A 17,187-nucleotide genomic window follows, 5' to 3' on the forward strand; every position below is an offset into this window, starting at 1 on the left:
CATAAAACCAATAAAAGATGAAATTTTATCTAGATTTGATGAAAAATATGTATTAGATAACTTTGATAAAGATCCTATAGTAGCAATTATAGAGCGATTAAAAAAAGAAAATTATAAAATGGGTACAGTGGAGTCTTGTACTGGAGGTCTATTGAGTTCTAAAATAACATCTTATTCTGGTGTATCTAGTTTTTATGAGCTTGGATTGACAACATATGCTGCGAAACAAAAGATTAAATTGTTGGGAATAGAAGAAGAGGTTATAGATAAGTACAGTGTTGTTAGTGAAGAGGTTGCATATAAAATGGCTCAGAATATGGCAGAGAGATATGACTTGGATCTTGTGATATCTACGACAGGACTAGCTGGGCCTGGAAATGATGGATTGAATTTACCGGTTGGAACTGTGTTTATAGGAGTGTGCTTTAGAGGAAAGACAAAAGTTTTTGAAAAACATTTTGAAGGATCGCGAAATATCGTACAGAAAAAAATAGTTGAATGGAGTTTGCTAAATCTATTTGACATATTAGGCAAAATGCGATAAGATAATTATGAGATAAGAACATATGTTTGGGAGGCGCGGAAATGGCAAAGAATGTAGAAATGGGTAAAGAAAAAGCTTTAGAAATGGCACTTAATCAGATTGAGAAACAATTCGGAAAAGGTTCAATCATGAAATTAGGAGAGGACTCGAAATTAGATATTGATGTTATTCCAACTGGATCAATGTCACTAGATATAGCTCTTGGAGTAGGTGGTGTACCGAAGGGACGTGTTGTTGAAATATATGGTCCAGAATCATCTGGTAAGACAACTGTAACTCTTCATATGATTGCACAAGCTCAAAAGGCTGGAGGAACAGCAGCATTTATAGATGCAGAGCATGCGTTAGATCCTGTATATGCTAAAAACTTGGGAGTGGACATTGAAAACTTAATAGTATCACAACCAGATACTGGAGAGCAGGCTTTAGAGATTACAGAAGCGCTTGTTAGAAGTGGGGCTGTTGATATCGTAGTAGTTGACTCTGTTGCGGCACTTGTACCGAAAGCTGAGATAGAGGGCGAAATGGGAGATAGTCACGTTGGTCTCCAAGCAAGAATGATGTCACAAGCACTTAGAAAACTTACAGGTGCGATAAAAAAATCAAATACTTGTACTATTTTCATCAATCAATTGAGAGAAAAAATTGGTGTTATGTTTGGTAATCCAGAAACTACGACAGGTGGTAGAGCACTTAAATTCTATGCATCAGTTAGATTAGATGTTAGAAGAATAGAAACTCTTAAACAAGGGGACCAAATGATAGGAAATAAGACAAGGGTAAAAGTAGTAAAGAATAAAGTAGCACCACCATTTAAACAAGCTGAGTTTGATATAATGTACGGAAAAGGGATTTCGTATGAAGGTGATGTTATAGAGGTAGGCGTAAAAGCTGGAATTATAGATAAAGCAGGTGCATGGTATAGCTATAATGATGAAAAATTAGGTCAAGGTCGTGAGAATAGCAAGGTGTACTTAAAAGAAAATCCAGCTATTACTCAAGAGATTGAAGATAAAATAAGAATAGCGTATGGTCTTATGGGTGATGAAGTAGAAGAACAAACTAAAGATGAAAATCAAGTTCCGGAGCAATAATTTATAAAATAAAAATAAGAAGAACCTATTGTACTTTTTACAATAGGTTCTTTTTATTTTACAGAAATTAACACGTATAATATTATAATGTAATTGTTAGCAAAAAGATGTTGAAGTAGTGCAGTTGACAGAATTCATGAAAAGAAGTACAATATTGTTGTAGTCTAATTTTTTAGACGATATAACAATCTCTTTTGAGGTTATCCCCGGTTGAATTTATGTAGAAATCGGTTGTATCAATTATATCGTTAATTTGAAATGTGAAACTTGAAAATACAATACAGAAAAGGAGGTGTTTGCCATCTTATATGAAGCTATTGCAGCAGTCATAGGTATAGCCGTAGGAATTATTGCTGGTTATGCTGTTAGAAAGAAGACTGCCGAGTCTAAAATACAATCAGCAGAAGCTGAAGCAAAGCGAATTATTGAAGAGGGTAATAAAGAGGCAGACAGTGCAAAGAAAGAATATCTAGTAGAAGCACGTGAAGAGATCCACAAGATGCGTACTGATATTGAGCAGGAAAATCGTGAAAGAAGAAATGAACTGCAAAGATTAGAGCGACGATTAGTTCATAAAGAAGAAATGAACGATAAGAAAAGTGAAGCTTTAGAGTCTAAAGAGGAAAAACTTACAATACAGATCAAAAAAGCTGAACAAAAGAATATAGAAATTGAAGCTGTGCTAGAAAAGCACGTGACAGAACTTGAAAGATTATCAGGATTGTCTTCAGAAGAGGCTAGAACTCTTTTGCTTAGCAATGTGAAGAAAGAAGTAGCTCACGATACAGCAATTATGATTCGTGAAATGGAAAGTAAAGCGAAGTACGAAGCTGACAAGAAAGCTAGAGATATCGTTGCATTAGCGATTCAAAAATGTGCAGCAGAATATGTTGCTGAATCAACAGTTTCAGTTGTTGCACTTCCAAATGATGAAATGAAAGGTAGAATCATCGGACGTGAAGGTAGAAATATTAGAACGTTAGAAACTCTTACAGGAGTTGATTTGATTATAGATGATACACCAGAAGCGGTAATATTGTCTGCATTTGATCCAATTAGAAGAGAGGTAGCTCGTATAGCTCTTGAAAAATTGATTTCAGATGGAAGAATTCATCCAGCTAGAATCGAAGAAATGGTATTAAAAGCAAGGAAAGAAATAGATGATCATATACTTGAAACTGGTCATCAAGCAGCATTTGATTCAAGTGTTCATGGATTGCATCCAGAACTTACTAAATTACTTGGCCGTTTACAATATAGAACAAGTTATGGTCAAAATGTATTGAAACATTCTATAGAAGTATCAATATTAGCATCTATTATGGCAGCAGAAATTGGAGCTGATGTTAAGGTTGCTAAGAGAGCTGGTTTACTACATGATATTGGTAAGTCGGTTGACCACGAAATTGAAGGCCCACATGTTGCTATAGGTGTGGATATTTGCCGTAAATATAAAGAATCTCCAGAGGTTATACATTGTATAGCAGCTCATCATGGAGATGTAGAATTAGAATCAATCGAGGCTGTATTGGTTCAAGCAGCTGATGCGATTTCAGCAGCTCGTCCAGGAGCTCGTAGAGAGACATTAGAGTCTTATATAAAGAGACTAGAAACTCTTGAGAATATTGCAAATTCATTTGAAGGTGTAGATAGTGCGTTTGCTATTCAAGCAGGTAGAGAAGTTAGAATAATGGTTAAATCTGAAGAGGTTACGGATGATGATATTGTATTGATGTCTAGAGATATTGTAAAACGTATTGAAAGCGAACTAGATTATCCAGGTCAAATTAAAGTCAATGTAATTCGTGAAACTAGAGCTATAGAATATGCTAAATAGAAATTAGAGCATTGCCGGTAAAACCGGCAATGCTTTTTAAGTTAAATTTGTTTTACACAATATTAATACTTGTTTTGATATAAAATTTATAAAAAACGCTTGTCTAGAGTGTGAGTTATGTTACAATAAAAGTGTCTTGAATACAAATCACTAAAATATAAGGGAGACGATTTTATGACTTTGGAACTTTCAAAAAAATTATCAACGATATCGCCATCGGTAACATTGGCAATAACAGCAAAAGCGAATGCTATGAAAGCAGAAGGTATAGAAGTGTTTAGTTTTGCAGCTGGAGAACCAGACTTTGATACGCCAAAATTTATTCAAAAAGCGGGTATAGAAGCTATAGAAGCAGGAAGAACTAGATATACACCAGCATCTGGTCTGAAAGACTTAAAGGCTGCGATTTGTTCAAAGCTAAAGCAAGATAATGGTTTGGAGTATGATATAGAGAATATAGTTGTATCAAATGGTGCTAAACATTCGATATTCAATGCTCTTAGTGCTATTCTTAATCCAGGAGATGAAGTTATAGTTCCTAGACCATATTGGGTAAGTTACCCTGAGCTTGTCAAATTAGCGGATGGTGTTCCTAAAATGGTTGATGTTGATGAAGAAAATCACTTTAAATATACGATTGAAAATCTTGATGCGGCTTTGACAAAGAATACAAAAGCAATTTTCATCAATAGTCCTAATAACCCAACTGGAACAGTATATAGTTTGGAAGAGTTAAAAGCTATTGGCGAATGGGCAGTTAAAAATGAAGTATATATATTAAGTGATGAGATTTACGAAAAATTAGTATATGATGGAATGAAACATATAAGTATTGCTTCTCTAGGAGAAGAAATAAAAGCTCAAACAATAGTTATAAATGGAATGAGCAAGGCGTATGCCATGACTGGTTGGAGAATAGGTTATGTAGCTGCACCTGCTAAAATGGCTAAAATGATGAGTAATTTCCAAAGCCACGCAACATCGAACCCATGTTCGATATCTCAGTATGCGAGTATAGTTGCATTGACTACAGAAACTGATGAAATTGAAAAGATGAGATGTGCATTTGAAAAGAGAAGAGATTTAATGGTAGAATTGATTAATGCACTTCCAAATATTTCTTGTAAAAAACCATTAGGGGCATTTTATGTAATGGCCAATATTAGTAATTGGATAGGAAAAGAAATAAATGGTAAGAAAATAGAATCTTCATTAGATTTTGCGAGTGAACTTCTTGAAACAGAAAATGTTGCAGTTATACCAGGAGCTGCTTTTGGCAGTGATGATTATATAAGATTATCATATGCAACGTCTGAAGAAATTATTAAAAATGGAATTAGTAAAATAGAGAATTTCTTAAAGTAAAATAGAAATCCACTAAGTAGACATATAAATATTATGTCTACTTAGTTTAATTTTATGCATCATGAAGTTATTCCGTAATTTCCCAACGATTAAAATAACGATATGGAGGCATATATGAGAAAAGATTATTATGAAAATCCTCTGATAGAGAGGTATACAAGTAAGGAAATGTCTTATGTTTTTTCACCAGATTTTAAATTTACTACGTGGAGAAAATTGTGGATTGCATTAGCTGAGTCTGAGTCAGAATTAGGATTGCCTATTAGTGAAGAGCAGATAGCTGAATTGAAAAACAACATTGAGCCGATTGATTATGAATTGGCGGCAAAAAAAGAAAAAGAGTTTAGACATGATGTGATGGCACATGTTCATACTTTTGGAGAAGCGTGTCCTAGTGCGAAGGGGATATTACATCTTGGTGCTACTAGTGCTTTTGTAGGGGATAATACTGACATAATCCAGTTGAAAGAAGGGTTGAAGATTATCGATAAAAAGATGATCAATTTAATGGACAAAATGGCTAAATTTGCAAATGAGTATAAAAACTTACCTACGCTTGGATTTACTCATTTTCAACCAGCACAATTGACAACGGTAGGAAAACGTGCAACTCTTTGGCTCCATGAATTGTATTTAGATTACGAACAATTAGTGTTCAATTTAAATGGATTAAAACTACGAGGAGTGAAGGGAACAACTGGTACTCAAGCTAGTTATATGAGTCTTTTTGAAAACGATGAAGAGAAAATAAAGGAACTTGATTTAAAAGTGGCGGAAAAAATGGGATTTGAAGCATCTTACCCAGTCAGTGGACAGACTTATTCTCGTAAAGTAGATGCCTTTGCTTTAAATGTATTATCAGGAATAGCTCAGAGCTTACACAAAACAACCAATGATATCAGATTACTTCAAAGTTTGAAAGAACTTGAAGAGCCATTTGGCAAAAATCAAATTGGTTCATCGGCTATGGCCTATAAACGTAATCCTATGAGGAGTGAAAGGATTTCATCTTTAGCTAAATTCGTAATATCATCAGCGATGAATCCGAGCTATATTGCATCAACTCAGTGGTTCGAAAGGACGCTAGATGATTCTGCGAATAGAAGACTTTCTATAGCTCAATCTTTTATGGCTACAGATGCAATACTTGATATTGCTATAAATGTATTTGATGGAATGGTTGTATATGAAAATGTAATTAAAAAACATATATCGGATGAACTTCCGTTTATGATGACTGAAAACATCTTGATGGAAGCTGTAAAAAAAGGTGGAGATAGACAGGAATTGCATGAAGTGATTCGTACTCTTTCTATGGAAGCTGGTAAAGTTGTTAAAGTTGACGGTGGCAAAAACGATTTGCTAGATCGCATTGCTGCTTCTGATGAGTTTAATCTTTCACGTGAAGACTTAGATGCTATTGCTGACCCAACGAAATATGTTGGACGAGCTCCTGCTCAAGTTGATGAATTTTTGAAAGAATTTATAAAACCTATATTAGATCAACATAGAGATGATTTAGGGTTAGAGGTAGACTTGAAAGTATAGAAATTGTGGATAAGGTGATTTTTCTCGTGAGAATCACCTTATTTTTCTGTGGATAATATGTCGCAAAATATAAATTTTGTGACAAAACACGTAAAATTTGATATAATAGAAGTGGTAAATCAAAGATTTTTAATAGGATGTGATAAATTTGTCTTTACTTCTTGAAGATTATCTAAATTATATGAAAACCATCAAAGGTGTTTCTCCTAATACACTTCGTGAATATAATTACGACTTGCAGATCTTTTTTAAGTTTCTCAAAAAACGTTATAGATTGGCGCCAGCAGAACTTATGTTCGATGATATAGATATATCTGATGTTGATGAAATATTTTGTTCTAGAATCAATCTCAGGGATTTAATAGCCTTCTTCTCCTACCTTGACAACGATAGACAAAATATAAATGTAACTCGCGCTAGGAAGACTGCTTCTATCCGATCGTTTTTTAACTATTTGTATAAAATAATTAAGGTAATAAAAGAAGATCCTTCTCAGGAGCTTACTCTTCCAAAACGTAATCAGAGACATCCAGTTTATATGACACTCGATGAATCGTTGTCACTTCTCGAAAATATTGATGGTAGAAATGTAGAAAGAGATTTTGCTATAATAACGTTATTTTTAAATTGCGGGCTTCGTATATCGGAATTAGTTAGTATAGATATTCCTAAAATTCGAGGAGATATTTTAACGGTTGTTGGAAAAGGTAATAAAGAACGAACGGTATATCTAAATGAAGCGTGTATAGCGGCGATAGAAAATTATTTACCTATACGACATACAATTGACACAAAAGAAACGGCGCTATTCTTGAGCGAACGGAACGCTAGAATGAGTGTCCGTGCAGTGCAACACATGCTCAAACGACAACTCAAAAAAGCTGGACTTGACTCAGATAAATATACACCTCACAAATTGAGACATACTGCTGCTACTCTTATGTATAAGTATGGAGATGTTGACATTAGAGCTCTTCAGGAAATTTTAGGTCATGCCAGTGTATCAACCACTGAAATCTATACGCATATTGATGAGGAGCGATTAAGAACTGCTGTAAGTAAAAATCCACTTGCAAAAAATAAAGCAAATAACAAATAAATATATTGGAACTAATACTGTGAATTTAATTCAAAATATAAAAAAAGCTGCTAAATATGAGCAGCTTTTGTATTTGATAAAAGATCTAAAAAGAGATAAGTTCTTGAGAGGTCGTTTAGATCTTTTACAAGCTATGTTATCAGTCAAATACTGGTACCTTTAAAATATCACCAGGTTTTATTGGCGAGGAGCCAATATCATTTAGTATTCTAATCTGGTAGATGAGTTCACGGATATCTTTATTAGCTGAATTGTTATTTGAAGCAATAGTCCACAGAGAGTCTCCGCTACGAACTACTACTTTTGAAAAATTGATAGGTTCATTGCTATAGACTGTGCTTGGAGATAAAATTGCTATTATGAGAAAGGTCATAATTAAAGTAAAAGTAAATGTAAATGTAAATGTTTTTATAAAATCTTTTTTGTTCATATATAATCACCCCGTACATATGTTCTGTTTCTTTCTTAAGTATATTATACCGAACCTACGTTCGAGTGTCAACACCCAAATCGAACATAGGTTTGTTTTCTTTGAGAAAATATGTTATAATAAAATATAATATTCAAGATATTGTAAACGTATAAATAATTATATTGATCAGAAGGAGTTGTTGACTATGTTCGAAGACTTGTCAGAAAAGCAGATTCAAATATTGAATTTTTTGAAAGAGCAAATTTCAAGCAAGGGCTATCCCCCAGCTGTTCGAGAGATATGCAAAGCGGTTAATTTAAAATCTACATCAACAGTTCATAGCCACTTGAAAAAATTAGAACAAAAAGGATATATACGAAAAGATCCTACTAAACCAAGAGCTATAGAAGTTTTATCTAGGCAAAGCGAGGATGACTTAGCTCCAAAACATGAAGTAGTTCATGTACCAGTAATTGGAAAAGTTACTGCCGGATTACCAATACTAGCCATAGAAAATATAGAGGATACATTCCCTATTCCAGCTGAGATGATTGGAAGGGAACCTGTGTTTATGCTTAATATTTGGGGCGACAGTATGATAGATGCAGGTATACTTGATGGCGATTGTATATTAGTAAAAAAGCAAGATATTGCACAAAATGGAGATATCGTAGTTGCACTCATTGAAGATGAAGCTACAGTAAAAAGATTTTTCAAAGAAGATGGTTACTATAGACTTCAACCAGAAAATGAAGCATATGAACCAATAATAGTAAATTCAGTAAAAATACTTGGAAAAGTAGCTGGAGTTTTTAGAAAGCTTTAAAAAAACATCCTACTAGCTAATAAAATCGCTAGATGGGATGTTTTTATTTTTAAAGGAATCTTCTGTATAAGAAAAAGTCCTTATATGAATGTTGATTTATAATTTTTAGTTACATAATATACTTACAGTAACTTTTCTATATCCTGAATACTCAATTGTTCTTTTTCAAGCATTTCATTAAGTGCCTTCATAAGTCCAAGTTTGCTATGCTCAAATGTCAGTCCACCTTGAAAATAAACAAAATATGGCTCTCTCATCGGCGCATCTGCACTCAACTCTATTGAAGATCCTTGTATGAATGCCCCTGCTGCCATTATTACATCTTCAGTATATCCTGGCATGGCCCACGGAAGTGGCGTAACAAATGAATCTACTGGAGATGAAGCTTGTATTCCCTTACAAAAAGCTATAACTTTTTCTGGTTCTCTAAGTTCTATAGCTTGAATTATATCACTTCTTTTCTCGTCAATAGCTGGTACAACATTGTATCCCAAATCATTAAATATATTTGCATATAATAGTGTTCCCTTTAAAGCTCCATTTACAACTATAGGAGCCATAAAAAGACCTTGAAGTGTATTTCTTGTAGTTCCAAAAGTTAATCCACACTCTTTACCAATACCAGGAGCAGTACTTCTATTGGCGATTCTATCTACATATTCATGCTTACCAACTATATATCCACCAGTCATAGCAAGTCCGCCGCCAGGATTTTTGATAAGTGATCCAACTATAAGATCAGCTCCATATTCAGAAGGTTCCTCAAAATCAACAAATTCTCCGTAGCAATTGTCTATCATTATAGGTATGTCTGGATAATTTTTCTTTATGTCCTCTATCGCTCGTTTCAATTCAGTTAAAGAAATAGCACTTCTATCACTATATCCAGTTGATCTTTGCATCATTATAAGTTTAGTTTTTTCGCTTATTTTAGAATATAGTAATTCTAGATCTATAGACTTTTTATCGATTAAATCTATTTCTTTATAGTCTATTCCATATTCTTTAAGATTGCCTGGTGCATTGCCATTTATGCCAATAACTTTTAATAATGTATCATATGGAGTACCTGTTGCAGAAATTATCTCATCACCAGGACGTGTCATTGCAGCCATAGTTAGTGATAAAGCATGCGTTCCAGACACAATAGTTGGTCTTACTAGAGCATCTTCTGTTTTAAATATTTTAGAATAGATGAGTTCAACTTTGTCACGTCCTACATCATCATAACCATATCCTGTAGTCCAGTTAAAATGTGTTGCATCAAGTTTAGCATCTTGCATAGCGCCTATTATTTTATAATGGTTGTGTGCTTTAATAGAGTCTAATTCATCAAATTGTTTTTTTAGTTTTATTTCGTAGTGATTAACCAATTCTGCAATTTTTGGATCAATTCCAAATTGGTTACATAATATATTTAAAGTAGTCATTATCTTTCACGCCTCTTTTTTTCGTAATATTCTAAGCAATGTTTTAAAATCATTTCTTCATTTTCAAATTTATCCTTGTCTACCCAATGGACCATATCTTCTCTTCTAAACCATGTAAGCTGTCTTTTAGCAAACCTTCTAGTGTCCCTTTTCAATATATATATAGCTTCTTCTAATGCTATTTTCCCATCTAAATATGAAATTATTTCTTTATAACCAAGACCTTGCATTGAAGCGAGTTCCCTATTATATCCTTTCTCTAATAATGCCTTAACCTCTTCAATAAGGCCTTCATCTAACATCATATCTATTCTCATATTGATTCTATCATAAAGTTTTGCCCTATCCATTGTTAAACAAAAGTATATGGGATTGTATTTATCATTTTTCTTCCTAAAATCATATTGATCTGAAAATCGCTTCCCTGTTGTTTCATACACTTCAAGTGCACGTATTACTCTTTTCACATTATTAAAATGTATTTTTTCACAAGCCTTAGGATCTACAGCTTTTAACTTTTCATAGAATTTCTCTGCGCCAATCATTTCCGCTTCTTTTTCAAGTCTTTTTCTAAGGTCCAAATCAGTATTAGCTTCTTTCATATTAAGCTCATATATAAGCGAATTAATATAAAGTCCTGTACCACCAACGATCATTGGAATTTTTCCGCGTGAAGATATATCTTCTATAAGCGCTTCTGCTTTCTCCTTAAAATCTGCAGCTGTATACCTGTCATCTGGTTCTAACTCATCAACCAAATGATGCACGACTCCATCCATTTCTTCTGGTCTTATCTTAGCTGTTCCAATTGTCATACCTTTATATATTTGCATTGAATCAGCACTTATTATTTCACCATTTAATTCTTTTGCTAAACCAATGGACAAGCTAGTTTTCCCGCTTGCAGTCGGTCCTGCAATAATAATTATATCTTTCATATAATCTCTCCAAATCTAAACTATTCTTTTAAAATATTTTTCAATTTCACCTTTTGTAAGTTTCACTATAGTTGGCCTTCCATGAGGACAAGTATATGGATCTTCACATCTACTTAAATCCTCTAGCAATCTACTTATTTCAAGAATATCAAGTTTCATACCTGCTTTTACAGATTGTGTACACGCTATTTTCATAACTTTTTCAAGTTTAAACGATAAATTTCCTTTGATATCTTCTAAATTTCCAAGTATTGATTTAAAGAAATTACCAGTATCAGGTTTCCCAAAAATCATAGGAATAGCTCTCATTATTATACTATTCGTTCCAAATTCTTCTAAGTCAAATCCAAGTCTTTCAAGAACATCACTATATTCGGCAACTCTTTCAAGCTCAAAGTTAGATAAATGGATAACTTCTGGTGTCAAAAGTTCTTGAAGTACAATTTTTTCCTGTTCATATTCCAATCTATATTTTTCATAATTAATTCTCTCATGTGCTGCATGTTGATCAATTATATAAAGAGCTGATGTTTCAGTTTCTTCTGCTAAAATATATGTTTTAAAAAGTTGCCCTTTGAACTCCAAATTCGGCAAACTTTTCTTACGCTCTTCAAAAGATTGAATTTTGACCTCTTCCTCATCAACCTCTTCAAATTCATCCGAAAGACCTAATCTAGGAGCTTTTCCAAACACATCTAAATATTCAAATTCAACTTGTTCTTCTTGTTTACTATTTTCATTAAAAACACTATCTGCTAATTGATTATTAGAACCACTATCTGTGCTTGGCTGAGACTCCAACAGTTGATCAAACAAATCCATCTTCTTTTGCTCACCAGTCAAATTGTCTCCAAGAAACATAGCTCTCTGACTTTCTTTCATTCTATTTTCCGATTTAATACTAGCCTCTTGTTTCGCCTCTATTAAAGATTTTAAAGTATCATCTTTATTAGATTCTACATCGGAAATATTTTTAGAATTTTCTAAAGCTACATCTGCTGTTTCATTTATACTAAACAAATCGAGATCAAATTTTTTCTCTGAAGTATTAAATCGATCCAAGCTCCTTTTAAAATCAGCCTCTTGCTCTATTTCTTTTGGCTTTTGATTAATGTCAGTAAATATATTGTTTTCTATTAAAATATCATTCGCAGTAAGTTCAGATGTCTGTGATGCTTTAGAACGTTTAGGTTCCCTTACAAGTTTCGCTTCACTAGGTCCCATTTGTTCTTTTATAAGATTTTTAAATGCATTTAGTACTAGTCCAAAAACTTCATCAGCATTTTCGAATTTTATCTCAAGTTTCTTAGGATGTATATTTACATCTATTAGCTTAGGATTGATTTCTAAATTTATAAATAATGCTGGAAATTGATTAAGCATTATATAACTTTTATAAGCTTCTTCTGCGGCTTTAGCAATTACAGGCGAACTAACATAGCGACCATTTACATAGACAAAATAATAACTCCTGCTTCCCTTACTAAATGTTGAATCACTAACAAGTCCGCTTAGATGCATTCTATTTTCAATCACATCTAATGATAACATGGACCTAGCACAATCTCTACCAAAAAGAGCGTATACAACTTGTTTTAATGTGCCGTTCCCAGAAGTCTTAAATATAACTTTATCATCTCTAACATATTTAAACGAGATATCTGGATTAGAAATAGCCATTCTATGAATCACTTCACTAACTTTAGCAGTTTCACTCTTGTCTGTTTTTAAAAACTTTTTACGAACAGGAACGTTAAAAAACAGATCTTGGACAATAATAGTTGTACCAGTTGGAGAACCAACATCCCCTTGATCAACTACGCTACCACCTTCAATTTCAGTAAAATGCCCACTTTTTTCATCAGATGTTTTTGTTGTCATCTTAGTCTTCGATACAGCGGATATACTTGCAAGTGCTTCTCCTCGAAATCCAAGACTGAGAACTTCATCCAAGTCCTCAATCTTCTTAATCTTGCTAGTCGCATGACGCATAAAAGCTTTTCTTTCATCTAATTTTGAGATTCCATGTCCGTCATCTGTTACTCTCAGATAAGTCTTTCCGCCATTTCTTATCTCAACAAAGATGTTTTTTGACCCCGCATCTATAGAATTCTCTAAAAGCTCTTTTATAACTGACGCAGGATTTTCTATAACTTCACCAGCAGCAATCTTATTTATCGTAAGAGAATCTAGTATATTTATACTTTTCATTCATCCCACCCCATTACAATTTCTTTTTTAATGAATACAAATAATTCATTGCATCTAACGGTGTTGCATTTAACAAATCGAATGTTTTAAGATCTTCTATTATGTCACTATATGGACTCTCTGGTATAGTAAACAAGTCAAGCTGTTCTGCAACTTTTGGAACTTCTTTCTCATAAGAATATTTTACTGCAGTCTGATTTACATCACTAGCTTCAAGCTTTAGAAGAATATCGTTAGCTTTTGTGATAACAGGCGATGGCACTCCAGCAAGCTTAGCTACTTCTATACCATAGCTTTTATTAGCTTCTCCTCGCTCAATTTTTCGAAGGAATATAAGCCCTTCACCATGATCCGCTACAGTAATGTTGTAATTTTTAACTCCGCTCATGACCTCTTCAAGTTCAGTAAGCTCATGATAATGAGTAGCGAAAAGAGTTTTGGCTTTTGTTTGTTCTGAAATATACTCTATAACCGCCCATGCTATACTCAGACCATCATAAGTACTAGTACCTCTTCCTATTTCATCCAAAATAAGTAATGATTTATCAGTACAATTGTGCAAAATGTTTGCAACTTCCATCATTTCTACCATGAATGTACTTTGTCCTTGTGAGAGATCATCTGATGCTCCAATTCTAGTAAATATTCTATCGACTATACATATATCTGCACTTTGGGCAGGTACAAATGATCCAATCTGAGCAAGTAGCGTCATTACTGCCACTTGTCGCATATAAGTCGATTTACCAGCCATATTAGGTCCAGTTATAATAGCTATTTGATTATCGTCTACATTAAGCTTTACATCGTTTGACACAAAGGGATCATTTCCAAGCATAGTTTCTACTACGGGATGTCTGCCATCTACTATGTTTAATAACCCATCTTCATTTATAGTAGGTTTAACATAGCCATTTCTATAAGCTACTCTTCCTAATGAATTGATGGCATCTAGTTTTGCTATAACTTTAGCAGTTTCTTGTATTCTAATTAACTCTGATGCAATGGAAGCTCTGACTTTTTGGAAAAGCTTGTATTCAAGTTTCAAAATCTTTTCTTCAGCGCCTAATATTTTTGCTTCCATCTCCTTTAATTCTGGAGTAATATACCTTTCTGCATTTGATAATGTCTGCTTTCTAATATAATCGTCAGGTATATATTGAATTTGTGATTTCGTAGCCTCAAGATAATAACCAAAAACTTTATTGTATCCAATCTTTAGTTTTTTGATTCCAGTTCTATCTCTTTCTCGCTGCTCTATAGTAGCAAGCCATTCTTTTCCATGCTCCATTATATCCTTTAGCTCAGCTAAATCTGAATCATAGCTGCCTTTTATAACTCCACCTTCTTTTATAGTTATAGGCGGGTCATCTGTAATTGACTTATCTATTATTTCATAAATATCACTTAAATCATCTAACTTATTTCCAATATGAGAAATAGCTTCTTCGTCTCTAGATTTTAAATAATTACATAGTTCTGGAAGTGGTGCTAATGATGATTTTAGTGCATTTAAATCCCTACCGTTGCAATTGCCATAAGAAATCTTTGCTATAAGTCTTTCTATGTCATAGATAGATTTTAAATGATCATTCATGTCATCTTGAAGCATTATATCTTCATAAAATATTTCAACTAAATCTAATCGCTCTTTTATTCTACTTTTATCTATTAGGGGCTCCTGAATCCATTTTTTCAAGAGTCTACCGCCCATTGCAGTTTTAGTTAAATCTAATACGCCAAATAGCGATCCTTTTTTCTTGTGGGTTATTATAGTTTCTACTAGCTCTAAATTTCTTCTTGTATTTGCATCTAGCAGCATATACTGATTCAAAGTATATCTTTTTACTGTAGATAAATGACCTATCAAATGTTTTTGAGTCTCATTTAAAAAATCTAACAACATTCCTACAGCTTTTAACTCTGTAGTTTCCGATCTAAGTCCAAAACTCCCAATAGATGATATTTCAAATTGTCTCTTTATGAGAGTCTCTGAATATTCACCATGGTCGCACCATTCTTTATATTTACTAACTGGCATCTTAAGTCGTTTCTCTAGATCCGCTAATTCAAGTGAAGTATCTGCATTTATTATAATCTCTTTAGCACCAATTTTGGCTACCTCATCATAAAAATCAGATATAGAGTCTATTGATATAGCCGTACTATAAAGCTCTCCAGTAGTAATGTCAGTGTAAGAAAGACCTATCTGCTCCATAGATTCTACTACAGCTAAAAGGAAATTGTTACTTTTTCCATCTATTTCTTTCTCATCAATTATCGTTCCTGGTGTTATAACTCTAACTACATCACGTTCGACTATTCCTTTTGCTTCGCTAGGATCTTGTGTTTGCTCGCAAATAGCTACTTTATATCCCTGCTCTATTAACCTTACAATATAACTGTTTGCCGAATGATACGGAACTCCACACATAGGAGCTTTTTCCTCTCTCCCACAGCTTCTTGCTGTAAGAGTTATTTCAAGGGCTTTAGAAGCCGTTAAAGCATCATCAAAAAACATTTCATAAAAGTCGCCTAGTCTAAAAAACAAAATGGCATCTTGATATTTTTCTTTGATTTTAAAATACTGCTGCATCATTGGTGTCAATTTGGCCATAAAGCCACCTCCTTTTAACTTCTAAATCAATTCACCTTTTAAATTGAAATTTTTGGCTTCTAGTATTTTTACTTTTACAATTTCTCCAATTAATTTTTCTTCACCACTAAATTGTACCAGTTTATTCGTTCCAGTTCTACCCGATAAGATAGATTTATCATTTTTACTAAGGCCTTCAACTAAAACTTCGACTGTTCGTCCTACATATTTTCTATTTCCCTCATACGTACATTCCTTAACTACATCTAATAATCTATCAAACCTAGCGTGTTTTACATCATCAGGTACTTGATCATCCATTTTAGCTGCTGGAGTACCTTCTCTAATAGAATATAAGAACGTGAATGCAGAATCATACTTTACCTCTTCAACTAATGACATAGTATCATTGAAATCTTCTTCAGTTTCTCCAGGAAATCCAACTATTATATCTGTAGAAATAGCAACATCTGGCATAAGTTCTTTAGCTCTTTTAACTATACTCATATAACGATCTCTATCATAATGACGATTCATTCTCTTAAGAACTGTATCTGATCCTGATTGAACTGGTAAATGAAGTTGCTTACAAATGTTATCATGTTTTGCCATAACCTCTAAAAGTTCAAATGACAAATCCTTAGGATGAGATGTCATAAATCTTATTCTTCTAAGTCCTGGAATTTGCGCCATTCTATCTAAAAGTTCTGCAAAAGATACAGGCGTTTCTAAATTTTTCCCATATGAATTAACATTTTGACCTAAAAGAGTAACTTCTTTGTATCCATCCGCTACTAATTGAGTAACTTCCTCTAATATATCCTCCGCATCTCTACTCTTTTCTCTACCTCTAGTATATGGAACTACGCAATAAGTACAGAAATTATTACAACCATACATTATGTCCAAGAATGCTTTAAATTTAAACTTTCTATTTACAGGTAATGCTTCTACTACATGATCATTATCTTCCCATACATCAAATACTCTCTCATGATTCACTTCTATTTGGTGTATAAGCTTTGGTAAAGTATGATAATTATGAGTACCAAACACTAAATCTACATGCTTGTATTTAGTTAAAATTTCTTGTCTAATGTGCTCTTTTTGCATCATGCAACCACAAACACCTATTATCAAATTAGGATTTTTCTTTTTAAGAGGTTTAAGCGCTCCTAAATTTCCATAAACCTTTAGCTCAGCATTTTCTCTGATTAAACAAGTATTGAAGAGGATAATATCAGCTTCTTCTTTCTTGTCAGTTTCTTCATATCCAAGATTGCTAAG

The 17,187-nt window shown here is 33.4% G+C and carries 13 protein-coding genes; 7 read left to right on the forward strand and 6 right to left on the reverse strand.

Annotated elements, in window-relative coordinates:
• The 6 genes from N4A40_14830 to N4A40_14855 form a co-directional block, all read left to right on the forward strand.
• Nucleotides 1–544, forward strand: a 544-nt coding sequence (locus tag N4A40_14830) for a CinA family protein (GenBank protein MCT4663129.1), incomplete at its 5' end; no start/stop codon positions are given.
• Between the two features lie 59 nt (nt 545–603).
• Nucleotides 604–1,638 carry a recombinase RecA gene (gene recA / locus N4A40_14835; protein ID MCT4663130.1) on the forward strand — a complete coding sequence of 345 codons (1,035 nt, stop codon included), beginning with the start codon at nt 604–606 and terminating at the stop codon, nt 1,636–1,638.
• 301 nt (nt 1,639–1,939) lie between these two features.
• Nucleotides 1,940–3,475: a ribonuclease Y gene (gene rny, locus N4A40_14840; protein MCT4663131.1), complete on the forward strand. Its 1,536-nt coding sequence runs from the start codon at nt 1,940–1,942 to the stop codon at nt 3,473–3,475.
• A 174-nt stretch (nt 3,476–3,649) separates the two neighbouring features.
• On the forward strand, nt 3,650–4,840 hold the full coding sequence (locus N4A40_14845) for a pyridoxal phosphate-dependent aminotransferase (GenBank protein ID MCT4663132.1): 1,191 nt from the start codon (nt 3,650–3,652) through the stop codon (nt 4,838–4,840).
• 114 nt (nt 4,841–4,954) lie between these two features.
• On the forward strand, nt 4,955–6,388 hold the full coding sequence (gene purB / locus N4A40_14850) for an adenylosuccinate lyase (GenBank protein ID MCT4663133.1): 1,434 nt from the start codon (nt 4,955–4,957) through the stop codon (nt 6,386–6,388).
• 139 nt (nt 6,389–6,527) lie between these two features.
• On the forward strand, nt 6,528–7,487 hold the full coding sequence (locus tag N4A40_14855) for a tyrosine recombinase XerC (GenBank protein ID MCT4663134.1): 960 nt from the start codon (nt 6,528–6,530) through the stop codon (nt 7,485–7,487).
• Nucleotides 7,488–7,626: 139 nt separating this feature from the next.
• Here N4A40_14855 and N4A40_14860 read toward each other — a convergent pair whose 3' ends face one another.
• The gene (locus N4A40_14860; protein MCT4663135.1) at nt 7,627–7,917 is read right to left on the reverse strand and encodes a LysM peptidoglycan-binding domain-containing protein; all 291 of its coding nucleotides are present in this window, start codon (nt 7,915–7,917) and stop codon (nt 7,627–7,629) included.
• A gap of 187 nt (nt 7,918–8,104) precedes the next feature.
• Here N4A40_14860 and lexA point away from each other — a divergent pair, with 187 nt between their 5' ends.
• Complete coding sequence (lexA, locus tag N4A40_14865; GenBank protein ID MCT4663136.1) at nt 8,105–8,725, forward strand: transcriptional repressor LexA; 621 nt, start codon at nt 8,105–8,107, stop codon at nt 8,723–8,725.
• Nucleotides 8,726–8,847: 122 nt separating this feature from the next.
• Here lexA and N4A40_14870 read toward each other — a convergent pair whose 3' ends face one another.
• From N4A40_14870 to miaB, 5 genes are all read right to left on the reverse strand, one after another.
• Complete coding sequence (locus tag N4A40_14870; GenBank protein ID MCT4663137.1) at nt 8,848–10,155, reverse strand: methionine gamma-lyase family protein; 1,308 nt, start codon at nt 10,153–10,155, stop codon at nt 8,848–8,850.
• Nucleotides 10,155–11,093 carry a tRNA (adenosine(37)-N6)-dimethylallyltransferase MiaA gene (gene miaA / locus N4A40_14875; GenBank protein MCT4663138.1) on the reverse strand — a complete coding sequence of 313 codons (939 nt, stop codon included), beginning with the start codon at nt 11,091–11,093 and terminating at the stop codon, nt 10,155–10,157. The genes N4A40_14870 and miaA overlap by 1 nt, the downstream gene beginning before the upstream one ends.
• Nucleotides 11,094–11,108: 15 nt before the next feature.
• Nucleotides 11,109–13,304: a DNA mismatch repair endonuclease MutL gene (gene mutL / locus N4A40_14880; protein MCT4663139.1), complete on the reverse strand. Its 2,196-nt coding sequence runs from the start codon at nt 13,302–13,304 to the stop codon at nt 11,109–11,111.
• A 13-nt stretch (nt 13,305–13,317) separates the two neighbouring features.
• A complete protein-coding gene (gene mutS, locus N4A40_14885; protein MCT4663140.1) occupies nt 13,318–15,921 on the reverse strand; it encodes a DNA mismatch repair protein MutS in 2,604 nt (867 codons plus the stop codon).
• Nucleotides 15,922–15,942: 21 nt separating this feature from the next.
• The coding region (miaB, locus tag N4A40_14890; protein MCT4663141.1) for a tRNA (N6-isopentenyl adenosine(37)-C2)-methylthiotransferase MiaB at nt 15,943–17,187 on the reverse strand (1,245 nt) is incomplete at its 5' end.

It is taken from the genome of Tissierellales bacterium (assembly GCA_025210965.1).
Taxonomy (GTDB): Bacteria; Bacillota; Clostridia; order Tissierellales; family JAOAQY01; genus JAOAQY01.

Excerpts from the sequence above, each read along its gene's own strand:
- recA (MCT4663130.1), top strand. The coding sequence starts at position 604 with ATGGGTAAAGAAAAAGCTTTAGAAATGGCACTTAATCAGATTGAGAAA.
- N4A40_14845 (MCT4663132.1), top strand. The coding sequence starts at position 3,650 with ATGACTTTGGAACTTTCAAAAAAATTATCAACGATATCGCCATCGGTA.
- purB (MCT4663133.1), top strand. The coding sequence starts at position 4,955 with ATGAGAAAAGATTATTATGAAAATCCTCTGATAGAGAGGTATACAAGT.
- N4A40_14860 (MCT4663135.1), bottom strand. The coding sequence starts at position 7,917 with ATGAACAAAAAAGATTTTATAAAAACATTTACATTTACATTTACTTTT.
- lexA (MCT4663136.1), top strand. The coding sequence starts at position 8,105 with ATGTTCGAAGACTTGTCAGAAAAGCAGATTCAAATATTGAATTTTTTG.
- N4A40_14870 (MCT4663137.1), bottom strand. The coding sequence starts at position 10,155 with ATGACTACTTTAAATATATTATGTAACCAATTTGGAATTGATCCAAAA.
- miaA (MCT4663138.1), bottom strand. The coding sequence starts at position 11,093 with ATGAAAGATATAATTATTATTGCAGGACCGACTGCAAGCGGGAAAACT.
- mutL (MCT4663139.1), bottom strand. The coding sequence starts at position 13,304 with ATGAAAAGTATAAATATACTAGATTCTCTTACGATAAATAAGATTGCT.
- mutS (MCT4663140.1), bottom strand. The coding sequence starts at position 15,921 with ATGGCCAAATTGACACCAATGATGCAGCAGTATTTTAAAATCAAAGAA.